The organism is Salmonella sp. SAL04202 (assembly GCF_046550775.1).
Taxonomy (GTDB): Bacteria; Pseudomonadota; Gammaproteobacteria; order Enterobacterales; family Enterobacteriaceae; genus Salmonella; species Salmonella enterica.
In genome coordinates, this window is the sequence record NZ_JBGDXK010000005.1 from 251,199 (window position 1) to 275,021 (window position 23,823).

The 23,823-nt window shown below is 53.2% G+C and carries 22 protein-coding genes; 13 read left to right on the forward strand and 9 right to left on the reverse strand.

From position 1 onward, the window contains the following. The first annotated feature begins 206 nt into the window (after nt 1–206). From lldP to trmL, 4 genes are all read left to right on the forward strand, one after another. The gene (gene lldP, locus ACLJQJ_RS19195; RefSeq protein ID WP_001055308.1) at nt 207–1,862 is read left to right on the forward strand and encodes an L-lactate permease; all 1,656 of its coding nucleotides are present in this window, start codon (nt 207–209) and stop codon (nt 1,860–1,862) included. Then, entirely contained in the window at nt 1,859–2,635 is a 777-nt protein-coding gene (lldR, locus tag ACLJQJ_RS19200) for a transcriptional regulator LldR (RefSeq protein ID WP_000635444.1), read from the forward strand. Before lldP ends, lldR begins: the two co-directional genes overlap by 4 nt. After that, a complete protein-coding gene (gene lldD / locus ACLJQJ_RS19205) occupies nt 2,632–3,822 on the forward strand; it encodes an FMN-dependent L-lactate dehydrogenase LldD (RefSeq protein WP_063808760.1) in 1,191 nt (396 codons plus the stop codon). Before lldR ends, lldD begins: the two co-directional genes overlap by 4 nt. 64 nt (nt 3,823–3,886) lie before the next feature. Continuing rightward, entirely contained in the window at nt 3,887–4,360 is a 474-nt protein-coding gene (trmL, locus tag ACLJQJ_RS19210) for a tRNA (uridine(34)/cytosine(34)/5-carboxymethylaminomethyluridine(34)-2'-O)-methyltransferase TrmL (RefSeq protein ID WP_000932335.1), read from the forward strand. Between the two features lie 67 nt (nt 4,361–4,427). Here the strand turns inward: trmL and ACLJQJ_RS19215 are convergent, their stop codons facing one another. Further along, nucleotides 4,428–5,432 (reverse strand): LacI family DNA-binding transcriptional regulator, encoded by a 1,005-nt coding sequence (locus ACLJQJ_RS19215; protein WP_001537635.1) that lies wholly within the window; start codon nt 5,430–5,432, stop codon nt 4,428–4,430. 317 nt (nt 5,433–5,749) lie between these two features. Here ACLJQJ_RS19215 and ACLJQJ_RS19220 point away from each other — a divergent pair, with 317 nt between their 5' ends. Then, nucleotides 5,750–6,946, forward strand: coding sequence for an L-talarate/galactarate dehydratase (locus ACLJQJ_RS19220; RefSeq protein ID WP_063808759.1), 1,197 nt, complete (start codon nt 5,750–5,752; stop codon nt 6,944–6,946). Nucleotides 6,947–7,019: 73 nt separating this feature from the next. Beyond that, the gene (locus ACLJQJ_RS19225) at nt 7,020–8,330 is read left to right on the forward strand and encodes an MFS transporter (RefSeq protein ID WP_001092104.1); all 1,311 of its coding nucleotides are present in this window, start codon (nt 7,020–7,022) and stop codon (nt 8,328–8,330) included. Nucleotides 8,331–8,412: 82 nt separating this feature from the next. Here the strand turns inward: ACLJQJ_RS19225 and cysE are convergent, their stop codons facing one another. The 5 genes from cysE to ACLJQJ_RS19250 form a co-directional block, all read right to left on the reverse strand. Next, nucleotides 8,413–9,234 carry a serine O-acetyltransferase gene (gene cysE, locus ACLJQJ_RS19230; RefSeq protein ID WP_001112113.1) on the reverse strand — a complete coding sequence of 274 codons (822 nt, stop codon included), beginning with the start codon at nt 9,232–9,234 and terminating at the stop codon, nt 8,413–8,415. A 77-nt stretch (nt 9,235–9,311) separates the two neighbouring features. Next, nucleotides 9,312–10,331, reverse strand: a complete 1,020-nt coding sequence (gene gpsA / locus ACLJQJ_RS19235; protein WP_001076596.1) for an NAD(P)H-dependent glycerol-3-phosphate dehydrogenase — start codon at nt 10,329–10,331, stop codon at nt 9,312–9,314. Continuing rightward, a complete protein-coding gene (secB, locus tag ACLJQJ_RS19240) occupies nt 10,331–10,798 on the reverse strand; it encodes a protein-export chaperone SecB (protein WP_000003370.1) in 468 nt (155 codons plus the stop codon). The genes gpsA and secB overlap by 1 nt, the downstream gene beginning before the upstream one ends. Nucleotides 10,799–10,841: 43 nt before the next feature. Beyond that, entirely contained in the window at nt 10,842–11,093 is a 252-nt protein-coding gene (gene grxC / locus ACLJQJ_RS19245) for a glutaredoxin 3 (protein ID WP_001273795.1), read from the reverse strand. Nucleotides 11,094–11,178: 85 nt separating this feature from the next. Beyond that, a complete protein-coding gene (locus tag ACLJQJ_RS19250) occupies nt 11,179–11,610 on the reverse strand; it encodes a rhodanese-like domain-containing protein (RefSeq protein WP_001156179.1) in 432 nt (143 codons plus the stop codon). A gap of 247 nt (nt 11,611–11,857) precedes the next feature. Here ACLJQJ_RS19250 and gpmM point away from each other — a divergent pair, with 247 nt between their 5' ends. From gpmM to ACLJQJ_RS19265, 3 genes are read left to right on the forward strand one after another with little or no spacing between them, the layout of a single operon-like run. Next, complete coding sequence (gene gpmM, locus ACLJQJ_RS19255; protein WP_000116576.1) at nt 11,858–13,402, forward strand: 2,3-bisphosphoglycerate-independent phosphoglycerate mutase; 1,545 nt, start codon at nt 11,858–11,860, stop codon at nt 13,400–13,402. Nucleotides 13,403–13,435: 33 nt separating this feature from the next. Further along, entirely contained in the window at nt 13,436–14,695 is a 1,260-nt protein-coding gene (envC, locus tag ACLJQJ_RS19260; RefSeq protein ID WP_058814511.1) for a murein hydrolase activator EnvC, read from the forward strand. A 3-nt stretch (nt 14,696–14,698) separates the two neighbouring features. Then, nucleotides 14,699–15,661, forward strand: coding sequence for a divergent polysaccharide deacetylase family protein (locus tag ACLJQJ_RS19265; protein WP_063809472.1), 963 nt, complete (start codon nt 14,699–14,701; stop codon nt 15,659–15,661). On the opposite strand, the gene ACLJQJ_RS19270 is transcribed toward ACLJQJ_RS19265, so the two are convergent. The 3 genes from ACLJQJ_RS19270 to kbl all read right to left on the reverse strand — a co-directional run bounded on the left by ACLJQJ_RS19270 (nt 15,648) and on the right by kbl (nt 19,408). Further along, nucleotides 15,648–16,682, reverse strand: coding sequence for a glycosyltransferase (locus ACLJQJ_RS19270; RefSeq protein ID WP_063809474.1), 1,035 nt, complete (start codon nt 16,680–16,682; stop codon nt 15,648–15,650). The two genes, ACLJQJ_RS19265 and ACLJQJ_RS19270, sit on opposite strands and share 14 nt — an antisense overlap. Nucleotides 16,683–17,176: 494 nt before the next feature. Continuing rightward, nucleotides 17,177–18,202 (reverse strand): L-threonine 3-dehydrogenase, encoded by a 1,026-nt coding sequence (gene tdh, locus ACLJQJ_RS19275; protein WP_000645990.1) that lies wholly within the window; start codon nt 18,200–18,202, stop codon nt 17,177–17,179. 9 nt (nt 18,203–18,211) lie between these two features. Next, entirely contained in the window at nt 18,212–19,408 is a 1,197-nt protein-coding gene (gene kbl / locus ACLJQJ_RS19280) for a glycine C-acetyltransferase (protein WP_001213791.1), read from the reverse strand. Nucleotides 19,409–19,610: 202 nt separating this feature from the next. On the opposite strand from kbl, the gene rfaD reads away from it, so the two are divergent. The 4 genes from rfaD to rfaL are packed head-to-tail and all read left to right on the forward strand — an operon-like array spanning nt 19,611 to nt 23,799. Continuing rightward, a complete protein-coding gene (gene rfaD / locus ACLJQJ_RS19285; RefSeq protein WP_000587771.1) occupies nt 19,611–20,543 on the forward strand; it encodes an ADP-glyceromanno-heptose 6-epimerase in 933 nt (310 codons plus the stop codon). Between the two features lie 2 nt (nt 20,544–20,545). After that, nucleotides 20,546–21,592 (forward strand): ADP-heptose--LPS heptosyltransferase RfaF, encoded by a 1,047-nt coding sequence (rfaF, locus tag ACLJQJ_RS19290; protein WP_000699196.1) that lies wholly within the window; start codon nt 20,546–20,548, stop codon nt 21,590–21,592. Further along, a complete protein-coding gene (rfaC, locus tag ACLJQJ_RS19295; protein WP_001264611.1) occupies nt 21,592–22,545 on the forward strand; it encodes a lipopolysaccharide heptosyltransferase RfaC in 954 nt (317 codons plus the stop codon). Before rfaF ends, rfaC begins: the two co-directional genes overlap by 1 nt. 39 nt (nt 22,546–22,584) lie before the next feature. Beyond that, nucleotides 22,585–23,799 carry an O-antigen ligase RfaL gene (rfaL, locus tag ACLJQJ_RS19300; protein WP_023225105.1) on the forward strand — a complete coding sequence of 405 codons (1,215 nt, stop codon included), beginning with the start codon at nt 22,585–22,587 and terminating at the stop codon, nt 23,797–23,799. Nucleotides 23,800–23,823: the final 24 nt, after the last annotated feature.

Genomic DNA, 23,823 nt, shown 5'->3' on the forward strand with positions numbered 1-23,823 from the left:
CCAATTTTAGCCCGTTACCACAGCCTACTCACATTTCACTAAATTAACTCTACAATACCGTTGCCAATAAATAACATCTGGTTAACTATTTGTTGTCATTATCCATACACAACAATATTGGCAGGACCACTTTTACACATAATGTGACTCCAACGAGATGAGCAAAGATTCATCCCATTATGCGTGTGGTTCTCAGGAGACCTGCAATGAACCTCTGGCAACAAAACTATGACCCGGCGGGTAATATCTGGCTTTCCAGCCTGATCGCATCGCTCCCAATCCTGTTCTTCTTTTTCGCTCTGATTAAGCTCAAGCTGAAAGGCTACGTTGCCGCTTCGTGGACGGTGGTTATCGCGCTCGCCGTCGCGCTGCTGTTCTATAAAATGCCGGTCGATCACGCGCTGGCATCGGTCGTGTATGGCTTCTTCTACGGGCTATGGCCGATTGCCTGGATAATCATCGCCGCGGTCTTCGTCTATAAAATTTCGGTCAAGACCGGGCAGTTTGACATTATTCGCTCGTCAATTCTGTCGATTACCCCCGATCAACGTCTGCAAATGCTGATTGTCGGCTTCTGCTTCGGCGCGTTCCTTGAAGGCGCGGCGGGTTTCGGCGCGCCGGTGGCGATAACCGCCGCGCTGCTGGTGGGCCTGGGCTTTAATCCGCTGTATGCGGCAGGGCTGTGCCTGATTGTAAACACCGCGCCAGTCGCTTTTGGTGCGATGGGTATTCCGATTCTGGTTGCCGGTCAGGTCACGGGCCTGGACAGCTTTGAAATCGGTCAGATGGTCGGTCGTCAGCTACCGTTCCTGACCATTATCGTCCTGTTCTGGATTATGGCGATTATGGACGGCTGGCGCGGCGTGAAAGAAACCTGGCCTGCGGTGATGGTCTCTGGCGGTTCGTTTGCTATCGCCCAGTATCTCAGCTCCAACTTTATCGGGCCGGAACTGCCGGACATTATCTCTTCGCTGGTGTCTCTGGTGTGCCTGACGCTGTTCCTCAAACGTTGGCAGCCGGTACGCATCTTCCGCTTCGGCGATATGGGCGCGTCACAGGTCGATCAGACGCTGGCCCGCACCCGCTATACGACAGGGCAAATTGTTCGCGCCTGGTCGCCGTTCCTGTTCCTGACCGCCACGGTCACTCTCTGGAGCATACCGCCGTTCAAAGCGCTGTTTGCCCCCGGCGGCGCGCTGTATGACTGGGTAATTAACGTTCCGGTACCGTATCTCGATAAACTGGTCGCCCGTATGCCGCCGGTTGTACACGAAGCGACCGCTTACGCGGCGGTGTATAAATTTGACTGGTTCTCCGCCACCGGCACGGCGATCCTGTTTGCCGCGCTGTTGTCTATCGTCTGGCTGAAAATGAAACCCTCAGCCGCAATCCAGACCTTTGGCAGCACGCTGAAAGAGCTGGCGTTGCCGATTTACTCCATCGGCATGGTACTGGCGTTCGCGTTTATCTCGAACTATTCCGGGCTTTCTTCCACGCTGGCGTTAGCGCTGGCGCACACCGGCAGCGCCTTCACGTTCTTCTCGCCGTTCCTCGGCTGGCTGGGGGTATTCCTGACCGGTTCGGATACCTCATCTAACGCGCTGTTTGCCTCTCTACAGGCTACCGCGGCGCAGCAAATCGGCGTCTCTGATGTACTGATGGTGGCGGCGAACACCACTGGAGGCGTAACCGGGAAGATGATCTCGCCGCAGTCTATCGCCATCGCCTGCGCGGCGGTGGGGCTGGTAGGGAAAGAGTCCGATCTGTTCCGTTTTACTGTCAAACACAGCCTGATCTTCACCTGTATGGTGGGCGTGATCACTACGCTTCAGGCCTATGTTTTAACCTGGATGATTCCGTGATTGTGATACCAAAACGCCTGTCAGACGAGATTGCCTCTCGCGTGCGGGCGCTGATTGAAGAACAAAACCTGGAAGCGGGCATGAAATTGCCCGCCGAGCGCCAGTTGGCTCTACAGCTTGGCGTATCACGCAACTCTTTACGCGAAGCGCTGGCGAAGCTGGTCAGCGAAGGCGTGCTGGTGAGTCGTCGCGGCGGCGGGACATTTGTCCGCTGGCAGCACGAAACCTGGTCTGAACAGAATATCGTGCAACCGCTGAAAATGCTGATGGCGAACGATCCGGACTACAGTTTCGACATTCTGGAGGCCCGCCACGCCATTGAAGCCAGTACGGCCTGGCACGCCGCCATGCGTGCCACCGCTGCCGACAAAGAGAAAATCAGACTCTGCTTTGATGCGACGCTCAGCGAAGACCCGGATCTCGCCTCCCAGGCCGACGTGCGCTTTCATCTGGCGATCGCGGAAGCCTCGCACAATGTGGTGCTGTTGCAAACCATGCGCGGGTTCTTCGATGTCCTGCAATCCTCCGTCAAACAGAGTCGCCAGCGTATGTATCTCGTTCCGCCCGTATTCTCAAAGCTGACGGAACAACACCAGGCGGTGATGGACGCCATTCTGGACGGTAACGCCGAGGGTGCGCGTAAAGCGATGATGGCGCACCTCAGTTTTGTCCACACCACGATTAAACGATTTGATGAAGACCAGGCCCGCCAGGCGCGTATTACCCGCCTGCCCGGCGACCATAATGAGATGACCAGGGAGAATAAATCATGATTATTTCAGCAGCCAGCGATTATCGCGCCGCAGCTCAGCGCACGTTGCCTCCTTTCCTCTTCCACTACATCGACGGCGGCGCGTATGCGGAATATACCCTGCGCCGAAATGTGGAAGACCTGTCGCAAGTCGCTCTGCGCCAGCGTGTGCTGAAAAATATGTCCGATTTAAGCCTGGAAACGACCCTGTTTAACGAAACGTTGTCGATGCCAGTGGCATTAGCGCCGGTAGGTCTGTGCGGCATGTACGCCCGTCGCGGCGAAGTACAGGCCGCCGCCGCCGCAGACGTAAAGGGCATTCCGTTCACCCTTTCCACCGTCTCCGTCTGTCCGATTGAAGAAGTTGCACCAACCATTAAGCGCCCGATGTGGTTCCAGCTTTATGTACTGCGTGACCGGGGCTTTATGCGCAACGCGCTTGAACGTGCGAAAGCGGCGGGCTGCTCCACGCTGGTCTTTACCGTCGATATGCCGACGCCGGGCGCGCGCTACCGTGACGCCCACTCCGGGATGAGCGGCCCAAACGCGGCCATGCGCCGTTACTGGCAGGCGGTGATGCACCCTAAATGGGCGTGGGATGTCGGCCTGAACGGTCGCCCGCATGATTTAGGCAATATTTCCGCCTATCTGGGTAAACCGACCGGCCTTGAGGACTATATCGGCTGGCTGGCAAATAACTTCGATCCGTCCATCTCCTGGAAAGATCTGGAGTGGATACGCGAATTCTGGGACGGCCCAATGGTGATCAAAGGGATCCTCGATCCAGAAGATGCCCGCGATGCGGTACGTTTCGGCGCTGACGGTATCGTGGTGTCGAATCACGGCGGCCGCCAGCTTGATGGCGTGCTCTCTTCCGCCCGCGCCCTGCCCGCCATTGCCGATGCGGTGAAAGGCGATATCGCCATTCTGGCGGATAGCGGGATTCGTAACGGGCTGGATGTCGTGCGTATGATTGCGTTGGGGGCCGATACCGTACTGCTGGGTCGGGCCTATCTCTACGCGCTGGCGACGGCAGGAAAAGCGGGTGTCGCCAACCTGCTGGACCTGATCGAGAAAGAGATGAAAGTCGCCATGACCCTGACCGGCGCGAAATCCATTAGCGAAATCAGCGGCGATTCACTGGTGCAGGAACTGGGGAGAAGTTTGCCCGCCGCGCTGGCGCCAATGAGCAAAGGCGATGCCGCCTGAACGCCTGGCGCGTGAGAGCCCGGTAAATTTCTGCTATTCTGCCCCCCGCATTTAAGGGGGCATCATGCTTAACATCGTACTCTTCGAACCAGAAATCCCGCCGAATACCGGCAACATCATTCGTCTTTGCGCCAATACCGGCTTTCGTCTGCACATCATCGAACCGATGGGGTTTACCTGGGATGATAAGCGCTTACGCCGCGCAGGGCTGGACTATCACGAATTCGCCGCGGTTCAGCGCCATCACGATTATGCCGCCTTTGTCGCCGCCGAAAACCCGCAGCGCCTGTTTGCGTTGACGACAAAGGGCACGCCCGCCCATAGCGCCGTAAGCTATCAGGATGGCGATTATTTGATGTTTGGCCCGGAAACGCGCGGCCTGCCCGCCAGCATTCTCGATGCGTTGCCTAAAGAGCAGAAGATTCGCATTCCGATGATGCCGGATAGCCGTAGCATGAACCTGTCGAATGCGGTGTCGGTGGTGGTGTATGAAGCGTGGCGCCAGTTAGGATATCCCGGCGCGGTATTGCGGTCGTAATATATTCAATGCCGGATGGCAGCTAACGCCTGATCCGGCCTGGCCGATCCCGATGGCATGTTCCCGTTTATGCGGACTCTCGCTCAATCAAATGAAAGCCAATATCCACAATAGCTTCTGCGCACGGTTTCTGTTCAATACGATCGGCCAACAGCGTAGCGGCGCGCTGACCAATGGCACGTCTGTCAACGCTTACGGTAGTAATTGACGGTCGATTGCTGGCGGCAAAATCAAGGTCGCCAAAACCAATAACCGCTAAATCATGCGGAATGCGCAAACCACGGCTTTCCGCCTCCATCATCGCCCCCTGTGCCAGGGTATCAGAACTGCAAACAATGACATCAAACGTCCCTTCGTCAAAAAGCTGGCTTAAACCGCTACGCCCCAGCGAAAGCGATGCCGGAAGGGGGACATCCACCTGCGGTACGGCATGAATAGCGTGGCGTTGAAGAACACTACATAACCCCTGCTTACGTTGCGCGGCTCGGCGATCGGCGGTCCACAACAAGCCGGGACGACGATAGCCCTTACTCAGAAGATACTCCCCCGTCGCCTGCCCGACTTTTTCATGGGAAAAACCGACCAGCATATCAAGCGGCGTGGGCGTTAAGTCCCAAATTTCCACCACCGGAATAGCCGCGTTCAGGATGACCTTTTTCAGTTCTATCGTGTGATGGATCCCGGTAAGCACCACGCCATCGGGGCGGCGGGAAAGCAGTGTCGCCACCAACTCCGCTTCCGTTTGTTCGGTATATCCCGCCACGCACAGCAATATGTGATATCCGCGTCGGGCCAGTTCATCGCTCAGTGACTGGATGGTATCGACAAACATGTTGTTGTTAATTTGCGGCACGACGACAGCGATTAATTTACTCCGTCGCGACGCCAGACCACCGGCTAACGCGTTGGGTATGTAGCCTGTGACGCGAACCGCCTGCATGACTTTCTCAACCGTTTTGGGGCGAACCAGTTGTGGCGAATTCAATGCCCGGCTGACTGTCATCGGAGACAGCCCGGCGCTACGTGCTACATCTTCCAGCGTCGGCGCACGAGGTGATTTGGTTCTCTTCACGTCTGATGCCCCTGCAAAGATTGGCTGATTTATCCGCGCATTATTCATCATGCCTGCGGCTATTGCCAGCTTCGCATCAGGAAAGGCCGTAAATACAGTAGCTTATCAAGCTCAGTCATTACAAAATGATAGCGCCATCATTTTGTATTATGCATTTCCCCAGATATTTTTGGATCGTGATCCATTTTGCAATAAATCCTGCTTTTTATACGACATATGTGATCAAATGTTCAAATCAAAATCAACTTTCTGGATCCTGCGTTCGCTTAATAATAAAAATGTTAGCGCAATCATTTTGTGATTATCAGGAGAAAAAAATGGCTTTAAGCGCGAATTCCGACGCCGTAACGTATGCAAAAGCGGCGAATACCAGAACCGCGGCAGAAACCGGCGATCGTATCGAATGGGTGAAGCTATCACTGGCTTTTCTACCGCTGGCGACGCCAGTGAGTGACGCGAAGGTACTGACCGGTCGCCAGAAACCTTTGACCGAAGTGGCAATCATCATTGCCGAAATCCGCAGTCGCGATGGCTTTGAAGGCGTTGGTTTTAGCTACTCCAAACGTGCTGGCGGCCAGGGTATTTATGCTCACGCCAAAGAGATAGCCGACAATCTACTGGGCGAAGATCCCAATGATATCGACAAAATATACACTAAGCTGCTGTGGGCCGGAGCCTCGGTGGGGCGTAGCGGGATGGCGGTACAGGCTATCTCCCCTATCGATATCGCCTTATGGGATATGAAGGCTAAACGTGCCGGTCTGCCACTGGCAAAACTGTTGGGCGCGCACCGCGACTCCGTTCAGTGTTACAACACCTCAGGGGGGTTCTTGCATACACCGCTCGATCAAGTGCTAAAAAATGTGGTGATTTCCCGCGAAAACGGCATTGGCGGTATTAAGTTGAAAGTCGGACAACCCAACTGCGCTGAGGATACTCGCCGCTTAACCGCAGTACGTGAAGCGCTTGGGGATGAGTTCCCGTTAATGGTTGACGCTAACCAGCAGTGGGATCGCGAAACGGCTATCCGCATGGGGCGTAAAATGGAACAGTTCAATCTTATCTGGATTGAAGAACCATTAGATGCTTACGACATCGAAGGCCACGCCCAGCTTGCTGCCGCGCTGGATACGCCTATCGCCACCGGGGAAATGCTGACCAGTTTCCGGGAACACGAGCAGTTGATTCTGGGCAATGCCAGCGATTTCGTTCAGCCAGATGCGCCGCGTGTCGGCGGTATCTCTCCGTTCCTGAAGATTATGGATCTGGCGGCGAAACACGGGCGTAAGCTGGCGCCGCACTTTGCGATGGAAGTACACCTGCACCTTTCCGCAGCGTATCCCCTGGAGCCGTGGCTGGAACATTTCGAGTGGCTGAACCCATTATTCAACGAGCAACTTGAGCTGCGCGATGGCCGCATGTGGATTTCCGATCGTCATGGTCTGGGTTTCACGCTCAGTGAACAAGCGCGCCGCTGGACACAATTAACATGTGAATTTGGCAAACGCCCTTAACCCGACTGGCGGGAATCCGTCCCGCCTCTCTTACCTTACAGAATGCATTCTGCCCTTATCTGAGGAGTAGATAATGAACACAATAATAAAGCGCACAAAAGTGCGTCATACCATTCTTATATTTTTATTTCTTGCTACCGTATTTAATTATGCGGATCGCGCAACTCTATCCGTAGTTGCCCCAATAATGAGTAAAGAACTAGGTTTTGATCCGGAAGCGATGGGCCTGGCCTTCTCCTCATTTGGTATCGCCTATGTCATTATGCAACTACCCGGTGGTTGGCTATTAGACCGCTACGGTTCACGACTGGTTTACGGTTGCGCATTGATTGGCTGGTCGTTAGTAACCATGTTTCAGGGAACGATCTATCTGTATGGCAGCCCATTAATTGTACTGGTTATTCTACGTCTGCTGATGGGCGCGATTGAAGCGCCTGCCTTTCCGGCGAACAGTCGTTTAAGCGTACAATGGTTTCCCAATAATGAACGAGGTTTCGTTACTTCAGTTTATCAGGCTGCGCAATATATCTCGCTGGGCATTATCACCCCGCTAATGACGATCATTCTGCATAATTTAAGCTGGCATTTTGTCTTCTATTATATTGGCGCTATTGGCGTGATGCTCGGTATATTCTGGTTAATGAAAGTCAAAGATCCGATGCACCATCCAAAAGTTAATCAAGCGGAAATTGACTATATTCGTAGCGGTGGTGGCGAGCCCTCTCTGGGCTGTAAAAAGGAGCCGCAGAAAATAACGTTCGCGCAGATTAAAACCGTCTGTGTTAACCGGATGATGATCGGTGTTTACATCGGGCAATTCTGCGTCACCTCTATCACCTGGTTCTTCCTGACCTGGTTCCCGACCTACCTGTACCAGGCGAAAGGCATGTCGATTCTGAAAGTCGGTTTTGTGGCCAGTATTCCAGCCATTGCCGGTTTTATTGGCGGCCTGCTCGGCGGCGTGTTCTCCGACTGGCTACTCAAACGCGGCTATAGCCTTACCGTCGCGCGGAAACTGCCTGTTATCTGCGGTATGTTGCTCTCTTGCGTAATTGTGATCGCCAACTACACCTCTTCAGAATTTGTGGTCATTGCGGCGATGAGTCTGGCCTTTTTTGCCAAAGGGTTTGGTAACCTGGGCTGGTGCGTACTCAGCGACACCTCGCCGAAGGAAGTTCTGGGTATTGCCGGCGGCGTATTTAACATGTGCGGCAATATGGCAAGCATCGTTACGCCGCTGGTCATCGGCGTGATTCTTGCCAATACTCAGTCGTTCGACTTTGCCATTTTATACGTTGGCTCGATGGGACTTATTGGTCTCATTTCATATCTGTTTATCGTCGGCCCGCTGGATCGTATCACGCTGACATCATCCGCAGCCTGATTGTCCACATTGCGAATTCTTCGCTCCGCTGTTCCGGGATTGCACTCCATCGGAACAGCGTTTTTTAGTTGTACCGCGCCATTCAGATGCCGTCGCCATACTCAAACGTATGGTGTATCCCGTTGAAATGCTGGTCCATATCCATAGACGGCTTATCGCTGCCCGGCTTGCCGACAATACGCGCCGGAACGCCTGCGGCGGTAGTGTGCGGCGGGACAGGCTGTAAAACGACGGAACCTGCGCCAATTTTCGCGCCGCGCCCCACCTCGATATTGCCGAGAATTTTCGCGCCCGCGCCAATCATCACGCCTTCGCGGATTTTAGGATGGCGATCGCCGCTCGTTTTCCCGGTACCGCCCAGGGTGACGGATTGCAGGATCGACACATCATCTTCAATAACCGCCGTCTCCCCCACCACAATACCGGTGGCATGGTCGAGCATAATCCCGCGGCCAATTTTCGCTGCCGGGTGAATATCCACCTGAAACGAGACCGAAACCTGATTTTGCAGGAAGATAGCCAGCGCGCGGCGACCTTTATTCCACAACCAGTGGCCAATGCGGTAGGCCTGTAGCGCATGAAAGCCTTTCAGATATAACAGCGGCGTGGAGTATTTATCCACCGCCGGATCGCGAGTGCGCACGGCCTGAATATCGCAGGCTGCCGACGCGATCATTTCCGGGTCGGCGGCATAGGCTTCTTCAACTACTTCACGGATAGCGATAGCGGGCATGATGGGCGAAGCCAGTTTATTTGCCAGCATATAGCTCAGCGCACTGCCCAGATTTTCATGCTTGAGTAGCGTGGCGTGATAAAAACTGGCCAACATAGGCTCACAGTCAGCTAAAGCGCGGGCTTCAGCTTTAATATTCTTCCAGACGATTTCCAGTTCTTCACACGGCATGGTTTACTCCAGACGGGCAGAAAACGACCAACCCGTTCTGTGCGGGTTGGGTCGTTTATGCAAACAGTTCCTTACGGCTAGTGGCGACTCAGCTCTTCCTTGCGGGCGCGACCTAATAACGTTAATGCTGCCTCGCGCGCGTTTTTTCCGCAATACAATACTTGATAAATTTCCTCGGTTATTGGCATTTCAACACCAAAACGGTGCGCCAATTCACGAACTTCTTTCGTATTGCGATAGCCTTCGACCACCTGGCCAATCTTATCCTGCGCGCCTTTAACGTCCATGCCCTGGCCAAGCATCATGCCAAAACGACGGTTGCGCGACTGGTTGTCGGTACAGGTCAGCACCAGATCGCCTAAGCCCGCCATCCCCATAAAGGTGGCGGGATCGGCGCCAAGCGCTGCGCCAAGCCGCGACATTTCGGTCAGTCCACGCGTGATTAGCGCCGTGCGGGCGTTCGCGCCGAAGCCGATGCCGTCAGACATCCCCGCGCCAATCGCAATCACGTTTTTCACCGCGCCGCCAAGCTGCACGCCGATAAAATCCGCATTGATATAGACGCGAAAACTTTTTCCGCAGTGCAACAGTTGCTGGAGATCGTCGGCAAAGGTCTCATCGGTTGAGGCCAGCGAGATTGCCGTCGGCAAACCCGCCGCCAGCTCTTTAGCGAACGTCGGACCGGAAATCACCGCCAGCGGGATTTGATCGCCTAACGCCTCGCGAGCGACATCCTGCAACAGGCGCCCCGTTTCAGCTTCCAGGCCTTTGGTCGCCCATACCAGACGCGCATCCGGACGCATCAGCGGTTTAATCTGCCGCAGCACGTCGCTGAAAACATGGCTTGGCACCACCACCAGAATGTTACGACTGGCCGCCAGCGCGGTTGCTAAGTCGCTTTCCAGGTGTAACGTATCGGGAAAAGGCACATCGGGAAGGAACGCGACGTTGCAGCGATCGTGCTCCAGGGTCGCGATATGTTTTGGGTCGTGGCCCCACAGGACAACCTGGTGGCCGTTTCTCGCCAGAGTGATGGCGAGAGCGGTGCCGTACGAGCCGGCACCGATGACTGTCATTGACGCATTACTTTGGTTCATCAGGCATCCTGATGTTCTTCAGTACCTTCGCCAGCCTGCTGCTGCAAATAGTTCATGAACAGCGCATCAAAATTGACCGGCGCAAGGTTCAGTTGCGGGAACGTACCGCGTGAAACCAGGCTGGTGATGCACTCGCGAGCATACGGGAACAGAATGTTCGGGCAGTATGCGCCCAGGCAATGCGCCATCTGAGTACCTTCAATACCGCTGATGGAGAAAATACCGGCCTGCTGAACTTCGCACAGGAACGCGGTTTCTTCCCCCAGGGAAGCCGTTACGGTAACACGCAGCACAACTTCATAAACGTCATCCGCCAGTTGGGAAGATGCCGTATCAAGATCCAGTTTAACCTCTGGCTGCCAATCTTTCTGGAAAACATGCGGTGCGTTTGGCGCTTCGAAAGAAACATCCTTGGTATAGATACGTTGGATCTGGAAAGCCATTTCAGTGTTATTTTGTTCTGACATGTGTAAAACCCTTTAGTGTTGTCCTTAAATACTTGAGTACGCCTTAACGCAACAGCGGATCCAGTCCACCACGCGCATCCAGCGCATACAAGTCGTCACAACCGCCAATGTGCTGTGCATCAATAAAAATTTGCGGAACCGTCGTTCGGCCACTACGTTTGATCATCTCTTCACGCTTCACGGCGTCGCCGTCAATCGCAATTTCCTGGAAACTCACGCCCTTGCTGTTTAACAGCGCCTTTGCACGATGGCAAAACGGACAGGTTGCTTTGGTGTAGATTTCAATATTGGCCATGACTTCGCTCCTGTTTTTTACCCGATGGATTTCATGTCGACGCAAGGGCAAGTCATTCCCCTTGCGTCATGAAAACGACGGGTAATCACTTACCGCGCACCAGAGGCAGATTCTCGCCGCTCCAGCCTGCTACGCCTTCTTTCAACACAAAGACCTTTTCAAAGCCGGCTTTTGTCAGCGCGTTAGCGGATTCCTGGCACTGCATACCAGAACCGTCGACCACGATAATCGGCTTGTCTTTGTGCTTTTCCAGTTCGCCAACATTGTTGGCTTTGATTTCGCTCGGCAGCAAATTGGTCGCGCCAGCGATATGGCCTTTACGGAAATCGTCACGTTGACGTAAATCCACAACAACGGCGTCCTCTTTGTTGATAAGGCGCGTGGCTTCGCCGCGTGTAATCACCTTAACTTTTGAAGTCAGACCTTTGAACGTGGTAAATAAAACCGCCACCAGTAACGCAATCCAGGCGATACTCAGTATGGGATGACGGCCAACAAATTGCATAATTTCTTGCATGGGGGGTAACAACTCCCGACGTAGTGATTAAAAAACCAGGAAAGGAGTATACCTGTGCAGTGGCGCAAATACAGCCAGAGCGTGCACTGGAATGCATTTTTGCGGGGCGCTACGAAAAAAAATCACGCTATTACTTGCCTTCTCACGCCAGCGCGATCCCTTTCTTTGATCTTCTGAGGCTATTTTATCGATTCAGCTGTAGTAAAATTACGCAATTATTTTGTCTATTGAGTATGAGGTTGTCGCAATGTCGGTTTCTAAAAAACCTATGGTACTGGTGATTCTGGATGGCTACGGCTACCGTGAAGAACAGCAGGATAACGCTATCTTAAACGCCAAAACCCCGGTGATGGATGCTCTGTGGGCAAAACGTCCGCATACCCTGATCGACGCATCCGGTCTGGAAGTGGGTCTGCCTGACCGCCAGATGGGCAACTCCGAAGTGGGCCACGTTAACCTGGGCGCAGGCCGCATCGTTTATCAGGACCTGACGCGTCTGGACGTTGAAATTAAAGAACGTACTTTCTTTGCTAACCCAGTCCTGACCAATGCGGTAGACCAGGCGAAAAACGCCGGTAAAGCGGTTCATATTATGGGTCTGCTGTCCGCGGGCGGCGTCCACAGCCACGAAGATCACATTATGGCGATGGTGGAGCTGGCCGCAGAGCGCGGCGCAGAAAAAATCTATCTGCACGCCTTCCTCGACGGTCGCGACACGCCGCCGCGCAGCGCTGAAGCCTCGCTGAAAAAATTCGAAGACAAATTCGCCGCGCTGGGCAAAGGCCGCGTGGCGTCTATCGTCGGTCGTTACTACGCTATGGACCGCGACAACCGTTGGGATCGCGTGGAAAAAGCGTATGATCTGATGACCCTGGCCCAGGGCGAATTCCAGGCGGATACCGCTGTGGCTGGCCTACAGGCCGCTTACGCTCGTGATGAAAACGATGAGTTTGTCAAAGCGACCGTTATCCGCGCCGAGGGCCAGGCTGATGCGGCGATGGAAGACGGCGACACGCTGATTTTCATGAACTTCCGCGCTGACCGCGCGCGCGAAATTACCCGCGCTTTCGTTAATGCTGATTTCGACGGCTTTGCGCGTAAGAAAGTGGTTAATCTGAACTTCGTGATGCTGACCGAATACGCCGCCGACATCAAAACTGCCGTTGCCTACCCACCAGCGTCGCTGGCGAACACGTTCGGCGAGTGGATGGCGAAAAACGACAAAACTCAGCTGCGTATTTCCGAAACGGAAAAATATGCGCACGTAACCTTTTTCTTTAACGGCGGCGTAGAAGAACCGTTTGCTGGTGAAGAGCGCATTCTGATCAACTCCCCGAAAGTGGCCACTTATGACCTGCAACCGGAAATGAGCTCTGCAGAATTGACTGAAAAATTGGTCGCGGCGATCGAAAGCGGTAAGTACGACACCATCATTTGTAACTATCCAAACGGCGATATGGTCGGTCATACCGGCGTGATGGAAGCCGCCATCAAAGCGGTGGAAGCGTTGGATAACTGCATTGAACAGGTAACAAAAGCGGTTGAGTCCGTTGGTGGACAACTGTTGATTACCGCGGACCACGGCAACGCGGAGCAGATGCGCGATCCGGCGACCGGTCAGGCGCATACCGCCCACACCAACCTGCCGGTGCCGCTGATTTATGTCGGCGAGAAAAACGTGAAGGCGGTTGAAGGCGGCAAACTTTCAGACATTGCGCCTACCATGCTGTCGCTGATGGGGATGGAAATCCCGCAAGAGATGACTGGTAAGCCGCTGTTCATCGTGGAATAATCCCTCCCCATGAGGGGAAAGGCGATTAACACCATTCAACAGGCCGTGAAACCAAGAACGTTTTCAGTCAGGCCTTTGTTCTACGCCAGCGTACTTAGCGCTGGCGTATTGTTGTGCGCCTTTTCCGCCCACGCGGATGACCGCGATCAACTCAAATCTATTCAGGCCGATATCGCCGCGAAAGAACGCGACGTACGCCAGCAGCAGCAACAGCGCGCCAGCCTCCTGGCACAACTGAAAGCCCAGGAAGAGGCCATCTCGGCCGCAGCGCGTAAGCTGCGCGAAACGCAAAGCACTCTGGATCAGTTAAACGCGCAAATTGATGAGATGAACGCCTCAATTGCCAAACTGGAGCAGCAAAAAGCCAGCCAGGAGCGTAATCTTGCCGCGCAGTTGGACGCCGCTTTCCGCCAGGGCGAACACACCGGCATTCAGCTTATTCTTAGCGGAGAAGAGAGCCAGCGTGGGCAACGCCTGCAGGCCTACTTCGGCTATCTGAACCAGGCGCGCCAGGAGACTATCGCCGAACTGAAGCAGACTCGCGAACAGGTCGCCACGCAAAAAGCCGAGCTGGAAGAGAAGCAAAGCCAACAACAAACGTTGCTGTATGAGCAGCGCGCCCAACAGGCGAAGCTGGAGCAGGCGCGTAATGAACGTAAGAAAACGCTTGCCGGACTGGAGTCGTCTATTCAGCAAGGCCAGCAACAGTTAAGCGAACTGCGCGCCAACGAATCACGCCTACGCAACAGTATCGCGCGGGCGGAAGCGGCGGCCAAAGCGCGAGCGGAGCGTGAAGCCCGCGAAGCGCAGGCGGTACGCGATAAGCAGCAGGAAGCCTCGCGTAAAGGCAGCACCTATAAGCCGACGGAAAGCGAGCGTTCGCTAATGTCCCGCACCGGCGGTCTGGGCGCGCCTCGCGGTCAGGCATACTGGCCGGTACGCGGCCCGATATTGCATCGCTATGGCGAACGGCTGCAGGGTGAGCTACGTTGGAAGGGGATGGTGATCGGCGCGTCGGAAGGCACCGAGGTCAAAGCCATCGCCGACGGCAGGGTGATTCTGGCGGACTGGCTGCAAGGCTATGGCCTGGTGGTGGTCGTGGAGCATGGTAAAGGCGATATGAGCCTTTACGGCTATAACCAGAGCGCGCTGGTCAGCGTAGGCGCGCAGGTGCGCGCCGGACAACCTATCGCCCTTGTGGGCAGTAGCGGCGGTCAGGGCAGACCTTCGCTTTATTTCGAAATTCGTCGCCAGGGTCAGGCCGTCAATCCACAGCCGTGGTTGGGAAGATAAGTTTTGCCTCAGTTTCGTCGCTCCATTCTCACGCTGGCCACTTTGCTGGCGTTTGCACATCCCGTTTTCGCTGGCAAGCTCGCCATCGTGATTGATGATTTTGGCTATCGCCCGCACACGGAAAACCAGGTTCTGGCGCTGCCGCCAAACATTTCCGTCGCCGTACTGCCCAACGCGCCGCACGCGCGCGAAATGGCAACTAAAGCCCACAATAGCGGGCATGAGGTGTTAATCCATCTGCCGATGGCGCCGCTAAGCAAACAGCCGCTGGAGAAGGATACGCTGCGACCAGATATGAGCAGCGATGAGATCGAGCGCATTATCCGCGAGGCGGTAAACAACGTGCCGTATGCCGTCGGGCTTAATAACCACATGGGCAGCGCAATGACTTCCAGCCTGTTCGGTATGCAAAAAGTTATGCAGGCGCTGGAACATTACAATCTCTATTTTCTCGACAGCATGACGATTGGCAATAGCCAGGCGATGCGCGCGGCATCCGGTACGGGTGTGAAAGTGCTCAAGCGTAAAGTGTTCCTCGACGATACGCAAAACGAGGCGGATATTCGCCGTCAGTTTAATCGCGCTATCGAACTGGCCCGTCGCAACGGTTCCGCTATCGCGATTGGACATCCGCATCCCGCAACGGTTCGCGTGCTGCAACAGATGGTTTATCGCCTGCCGGCGGATATCACCCTGGTACGTCCAGGCAGCCTGCTCAACGAACCGCAGGTAGATACGTCCCGACCTGATTTGACGCCGCAGAAAATTGACGCGCCGCGCAATCCCTTTCGCGGCGTGAAGATGTGCAAGCCGAAAAAACCGCTGCAACCGGTCTACGCTACGCGCTTTTTCAGCGTCATCGGTGAGAGCATTACGCAAAGTTCCGTGGTTGTCTGGTTTCAGCACCAGTGGCAAGGCTGGGGGAAAATCGCCGCGCCTAAAAACATGAGCGCTAAGACAGATTGAGCGCCTTACGGGCCATACGACGGTGCGACAAGGTTTTGTCGCGCCATTGCCACAGCCGGAAAGACCAGAGCAGCGTCTGATAAGCCGCTTTCGCGCTGCGGACGTTAGCCATCATCCGTCTATACATGCCAGAAGTAAAAATTTCGGCAATCATACGCTGGCGGGTCAAAATATCAGGCTCTTTACGTACCGCATGACAAACGCGTAACGCTTCCCAGGTAATTTGCTGGCGAAACTCCGGGTAAATCGGAATACGCCGGGCATAATCACGATTGAGCTTTTCTAATAACCGCGTAATTTTAATATAATGCCGCTGATAATTAAGATTTTTATTGCCTTGTCTTTGCAAACGGCTTACCGAATTATCATGCAGGAAATATTTATATAATGATTGTTCGGTATAACGTACGCGCGTGGCATTAAACATAACTTCCGTCGACCATAATATGTCCTGATGATGTAGTCCGGGAACGAAAGTAATATTGTTATCGGTAATTAACGCACGTCGATAAACGCCCATCCAGACAACATGCGTCCAGCGCCGCGAGGCCAGCGCCATACGCAACCAATCCGGTCCGCTTAATACCCCGGTGGAGCGCAGACGATCGGTCGGAATAGATTGCCAGGCGTGCCCGGTTTTTCGGACGCACCAGTCCGCGTTGCACTGCGCAACGTCCAGATCATCGTTAAGCGCCATGGTCATCAGCGTTTCATACATCTTCGGGTAGACCAGGTCATCCGCATCGACAAAGGCGACGTAATCGCCGGTCGCTACTTGCAGGCCAAGATTACGGGCGACAGATGCGCCAGCATTGGCCTGATGAAGCAGTCGAACATATGGGTAATGTTCCGCGTAATGTTTTGCTATCTCAACGGAATGATCCGTCGATCCATCATTCACAATAATAATTTCCAGCGCCGACCACGTTTGCGCAATTAACGACGCCATGCAAGCATTAAAATCCGCTCCCGCATTATATAACGGGACAATGATACTCACTTTGGTTTTACTATTTTTCATAACGATTACCAGAAAAACCTTAATTTACCCTGCCTTTATACTGTGGCTCTATTAAGAAACTATTAAGCCGCCATAATTAATTTTTACAGTAAAAAGCAAGCACAAAACTCAGAGTAGAGCGTGACGTTAGCGAGTAAAATAAGAGTAAAGCGCAATTACGAATGCTTGATGTCTATGACAATTCTTTACGGCTTTCCAGATTTTCCCTAACAAAAAAGGTTGGTGAATGACACCAACCTTTTACGATGAAACGTATATCAGACCCGATAAATATCATCGGGTCTCTATACCCTTCATACTTCAAGTTGCTTATGTGTTGGCTACGGATTACTCGGCCCATCCATGGGCCTCGCCCTGACGGGCCGTCGCAAGCGACGTTCAAATCTGCTCCCGGCAGATTTGTCGTTCACCCCAGTCACATAGTTATCTATGCTCCTGGGGACTCACTCCCTTGCCGCCTTTAAGCAACTCGAATTATTTTGGGTATATACATATTAATCCCAGCTCAGAATAACTTTTCCTGACTGGCCTGAACGCATGGCGTCAAAACCTTTCTGGAAATCATCAATAGAGAAACGATGGGTGATAATCGGTGACAGATCCAGACCGGACTGGATCAGCGCCGCCATTTTGTACCACGTTTCGAACATCTCACGACCATAAATACCTTTAATGAACAAGCCCTTAAAGATAACTTTTGTCCAGTCGATAGACATATCTGATGGCGGAATCCCCAGCATCGCAATACGACCGCCGTGATTCATAGTGTCCAGCATGGTACGAAACGCCGGCGGCGCGCCGGACATCTCCAGACCCACATCGAACCCTTCGGTCATTCCCAGCTCCGCCATGACGTCGTTCAGGCTCTCTTTCGCGACGTTGACCGCGCGGGTGACGCCCATTTTACGCGCCAGCTCCAGACGGTATTCATTGACGTCAGTAATCACCACATGACGCGCGCCGACATGTTTCGCCACCGCGGCGGCCATTACGCCGATTGGCCCCGCCCCCGATACCAGTACATCTTCGCCGACCAGATCGAAAGACAGCGCCGTATGCACCGCATTACCAAACGGGTCGAAAATAGAGGCTAAATCATCAGAAATGTTATCCGGGATTTTAAACGCATTGAACGCCGGGATGACCAGGTATTCCGCGAAGCAGCCGGGACGGTTGACGCCCACGCCGGTGGTGTTGCGACACAGGTGAGTACGACCGCCACGGCAGTTGCGGCAATGACCGCAGGTGATATGACCTTCGCCCGAGACGCGATCGCCGATTTTAAAGCCTTTCACTTCCTGACCGATGCCGACCACTTCGCCGACATATTCATGCCCCACGACCATCGGAACCGGGATGGTTTTTTGCGACCAGTCATCCCAGTTATAGATGTGAACGTCAGTACCGCAGATGGCTGTTTTACGGATTTTAATCAGCAAATCGTTATGGCCGACTTCCGGTTCCGGAACGTCGGTCATCCAGATGCCCTCTTCCGCTTTCAGTTTGGATAACGCTTTCATCTTACATCCTCAGGCAATCACGCCCAGTTGTTTACCAATACGCGTGAACGCGTCTACCGCACGCGTAATTTGCTCAGGCGTATGCGCCGCAGACATCTGGGTACGAATACGCGCCTGACCTTTTGGTACGACCGGATAGAAGAAACCGGTAACGTAAATGCCCTCTTTTTGCAGTTCGCGGGCAAATTTCTGCGCGACAACCGCATCTCCCAGCATTACCGGGATGATGGCGTGATCCGCGCCTGCCAGCGTAAATCCCGCGGCAGACATCTGCTCACGGAACTGCCGGGCGTTCGCCCACAAGCGCTCGCGCAGTTCTGCGCCCGCTTCCACCATCTCTAACACTTTAATAGAAGCCGCCACGATCGCCGGCGCCAGGGAGTTGGAGAACAGATATGGGCGGGAACGCTGACGCAACCACTCAACAACCTCTTTGCGCGCCGCGGTATAGCCGCCGGATGCGCCGCCTAACGCTTTGCCCAGCGTACCGGTAATAATATCTACGCGGCCCATTACGTCGCAGTATTCATGGGAACCGCGACCGTTTTCGCCGACAAAGCCTACCGCGTGAGAATCATCAACCATCACCAGCGCATCGTATTTATCGGCCAGATCACAGACGCCTTTCAGATTGGCGATGACGCCATCCATTGAGAACACGCCGTCGGTGGCGATCAGGACATGACGCGCGCCGGCCTCACGCGCCTCTTTCAGCCGTGCTTCCAGCTCAGCCATATCGTTGTTGGCATAGCGATAGCGCTTCGCTTTACACAAACGCACGCCGTCAATGATAGACGCGTGGTTCAGCGCGTCGGAGATAATGGCGTCTTCCGCGCCCAGCAACGTCTCAAACAAGCCGCCGTTAGCGTCGAAACAGGAGGAATACAGAATCGCATCTTCCATGCCGAGGAAGCTTGCCAGCTTTTGCTCCAGCGCTTTGTGGCTGTCCTGGGTGCCGCAGATAAAACGCACGGACGCCATACCGAAACCGTGGCTGTCCATGCCCGCTTTTGCGGCATTAATCAGCTCAGGGTGATTCGCCAGCCCGAGATAGTTATTGGCGCAAAAGTTAATAACGTGGCTTCCATCCGCCACGGTGATATCCGCCTGCTGCGCAGACGTAATAATGCGCTCTTCTTTAAACAATCCTTCCGCCCGGGCGGTTTCCAGATCGTTGGTTAACTGTTTGTAAAAATCCCCACGCATTGCGATTCTCCAGACTGGGCAAATTTCAGCACATATTACCCAAAGCGATACGTTGATACGAGATGACGCGTCATCACTTCTTTAAAATGCAGCATAAATCACGCGTATCCTCACGGGTTATCAGTGAATGGATGAATAGTGTTATGATAAGAGCATTCATGTCTGAGACAGTCTCTGACACCATAATTCAAAGGTTACAGTTATGATCATCGTTACCGGCGGCGCGGGCTTTATCGGCAGCAATATCGTTAAGGCCCTGAATGATAAAGGTATCACCGATATTCTGGTGGTGGATAACCTGAAAGACGGCACCAAGTTTGTAAACCTGGTGGATCTGAACATTGCTGACTATATGGATAAGGAAGATTTCCTGATCCAGATTATGTCCGGAGAAGAGCTCGGCGATATCGAAGCTATTTTCCATGAAGGCGCCTGCTCTTCCACCACCGAGTGGGACGGCAAGTATATGATGGATAATAACTATCAATACTCCAAAGAGCTGCTGCACTATTGTCTTGAGCGCGAAATCCCGTTCCTCTACGCCTCTTCTGCCGCCACCTATGGCGGTCGCACGTCTGATTTCATCGAATCGCGCGAATACGAAAAACCGCTTAACGTTTACGGCTATTCTAAATTCCTGTTTGATGAATATGTGCGCCAGATCCTGCCAGAAGCGAACTCGCAGATTGTCGGTTTCCGCTATTTCAACGTCTATGGACCACGTGAAGGCCATAAAGGCAGCATGGCAAGCGTGGCATTTCATCTGAATACACAGTTAAACAACGGCGAAAGCCCGAAACTGTTTGAAGGCAGCGAAAACTTCAAGCGCGACTTCGTTTACGTGGGCGATGTGGCCGCCGTTAACCTGTGGTTCCTGGAAAGCGGCAAGTCCGGCATCTTTAACCTGGGCACAGGCCGTGCGGAATCTTTCCAGGCCGTCGCCGACGCGACGCTGGCATACCATAAAAAAGGCAGCATTGAATACATTCCGTTCCCGGATAAGCTGAAAGGTCGCTATCAGGCGTTTACGCAGGCGGATTTAACCAATCTGCGCAACGCGGGCTACGACAAACCCTTTAAGACCGTCGCCGAAGGCGTCACGGAGTATATGGCCTGGCTGAACCGCGACGCGTAAGTATGAAAATTTTGGTCATTGGCCCGTCCTGGGTGGGCGACATGATGATGTCGCAAAGTCTCTATCGCACGCTTAAAGCGCGCTATCCCCAGGCGATAATCGACGTGATGGCGCCAGCCTGGTGTCGTCCGTTGTTATCGCGTATGCCGGAAGTTAACGAGGCGATACCCATGCCGCTGGGCCACGGCGCGCTGGAAATCGGCGAGCGCCGCAGATTGGGCCATAGCCTGCGAGAGAAGCGCTACGATCGCGCCTGGGTGTTGCCAAATTCGTTTAAATCGGCGCTGATTCCTTTCTTTGCCAATATCCCGCACCGTACCGGCTGGCGCGGCGAAATGCGCTATGGCCTGCTGAACGATGCGCGCGTCCTTGATAAAGACGCCTGGCCGCTGATGGTGGAGCGCTACGTGGCGCTGGCTTATGATAAGGGCGTGATGCGCACGGCGAAAGATCTGCCGCAGCCGCTACTCTGGCCACAGCTCCAGGTTAGCGAGGGTGAAAAATCGTTGATGTGCAGCGACTTTTCACTATCTTCTGAACGTCCTCTGATCGGCTTTTGCCCCGGCGCAGAATTTGGCCCGGCAAAACGTTGGCCGCACTATCACTACGCCGAACTGGCAAAACAGCTCATTAACGAAGGGTATCAGGTCGTACTGTTTGGCTCGGCAAAAGACCATGAAGCCGGAAATGAGATCCTGGCGGCGCTGAATAGCGAGCAGCAGGCATGGTGTCGCAACCTGGCGGGGGAAACCCAGCTGGAACAGGCCGTCATTCTGATAGCCGCCTGTAAAGCCATCGTCACCAACGATTCCGGACTGATGCACGTCGCGGCGGCGCTCGACCGCCCGCTGGTCGCCTTGTATGGCCCAAGTAGCCCGGATTTCACGCCACCGCTGTCTCATAAGGCCCGGGTGATTCGTCTCATTACGGGTTATCACAAAGTGCGTAAAGGCGATACGGCGCAAGGCTATCACCAGAGCCTGATCGATATCACGCCGCAGCGGGTTCTGGAAGAGCTGCATTCGCTGTTGTCGGAAGAGGGCGTTTAATGCGGGTTTTGATCGTTAAAACATCATCGATGGGCGACGTATTACATACCCTGCCTGCGCTTACCGACGCGCAACAGGCGATTCCGGGGATTCAATTTGATTGGGTTGTCGAAGAAGGGTTTGCGCAAATTCCGTCCTGGCACAGTGCTGTCGATCGCGTGATTCCCGTCGCTATTCGCCGTTGGCGCAAAGCCTGGTTTTCCGCGCCCATTAAAGCGGAACGCATAGCCTTTCATCGGGCGGTATGCGCATACCAATACGACGCTGTGATTGATGCGCAGGGGCTGGTAAAAAGCGCGGCGCTGGTGACGCGTCTGGCGCATGGGATAAAGCACGGTATGGACTGGAGTACCGCCCGCGAACCGCTGGCCAGCCTGTTTTATAACCGTAAACACCATATCGCAAAGCAACAACATGCGGTTGAACGGACGCGCGAGCTGTTCGCCAAAAGCCTGGGATACGATAAACCGCAGTCGCAGGGCGATTATGCCATCGCAAAACATTTTCTGCATTGCCAGCAGGCGGTTAGCGATCCGTATGCGGTGTTTTTACATGCCACGACCCGCGATGATAAACACTGGCCGGAAGCAAACTGGCGCGAGCTTATCGGTATGGTGGGCAACACCGGATTACGGATAAAACTTCCCTGGGGCGCGCCTCATGAGGAGGCCCGTGCTAAACGACTGGCCGAAGGCTTTGACTATGTGGATGTGTTACCGCGCATGAGCCTGGAGGAGGTCGCCAGAGTGCTGGCTGGCGCAAAATTTGTCGTATCGGTTGATACCGGCCTGAGCCATCTCACCGCCGCGCTCGACAGACCGAATATTACGCTATATGGCCCAACGGACCCTGGGTTAATTGGAGGTTATGGGAAGAACCAAATGGCATGCTGCTCACCAGAACAGAACCTGGCGAATTTAGATGCCACAAGCGTATTTGGAAAGATTCATTAAAGAGACTCTGTCTCATCCCAAACCTATTGTGGAGAAAAGATGCTAACCACATCATTAACGTTAAATAAAGAGAAATGGAAGCCGATCTGGAATAAAGCGCTGGTTTTTCTTTTTGTTGCCACGTATTTTCTGGATGGTATTACGCGTTATAAACATTTGATAATCATACTTATGGTTATCACCGCGATTTATCAGGTCTCACGCTCACCGAAAAGTTTCCCCCCTCTTTTCAAAAATAGCGTATTTTATAGCGTAGCAGTATTATCATTAATCCTTGTTTATTCCATACTCATATCGCCAGATATGAAAGAAAGCTTCAAGGAATTTGAAAATACGGTACTGGAGGGTTTCTTATTATATACTTTATTAATTCCCGTACTATTAAAAGATGAAACAAAAGAAACGGTTGCGAAAATAGTACTTTTCTCCTTTTTAACAAGTTTAGGACTTCGCTGCCTTGCAGAGAGTATTCTATATATCGAGGACTATAATAAAGGGATTATGCCATTCATGAGCTATGCGCATCGACATATGTCCGATTCCATGGTTTTCTTATTTCCAGCATTATTGAATATTTGGCTGTTTAGAAAAAATGCACTTAAGTTGGTTTTTTTGGTGCTTAGCGCTATCTATCTTTTCTTTATCCTGGGAACCCTATCGCGAGGGGCATGGTTGGCGGTGCTCATAGTAGGTGCGCTGTGGGCAATACTGAATCGTCAATGGAAGTTAATAGGAGTCGGTGCCATTTTATTAGCCATCATCGGCGCTTTGGTTATCACTCAACATAATAACCAATCAGATTCAGAACATTTACTTTATAAATTACAGCAGACAGATAGCTCATCTCGTTATACTAACGGAACCCAGGGCACCGCGTGGATACTGATTCAGGAAAACCCGATCAAGGGCTACGGCTATGGTAATGATGTGTATGATGGTGTTTATAATAAACGCGTTGTCGATTATCCAACGTGGACCTTTAAAGAATCTATCGGTCCGCATAATACCATTCTGTACATCTGGTTTAGTGCAGGCATATTGGGTCTGGCGAGTCTGGCCTATTTATATGGCGCTATCATCAGGGAAACAGCCAGCTCTACCTTCAGGAAAGCAGAGATAAGCCCCTACAATGCTCATCTCTTGCTATTTTTATCTTTCGTCGGTTTTTATATCGTTCGTGGCAATTTTGAACAGGTCGATATTGCTCAAATTGGTATCATTACCGGTTTTCTGCTGGCGCTAAGAAATAGATAAAAAAACGCGCTGATACTTATTACG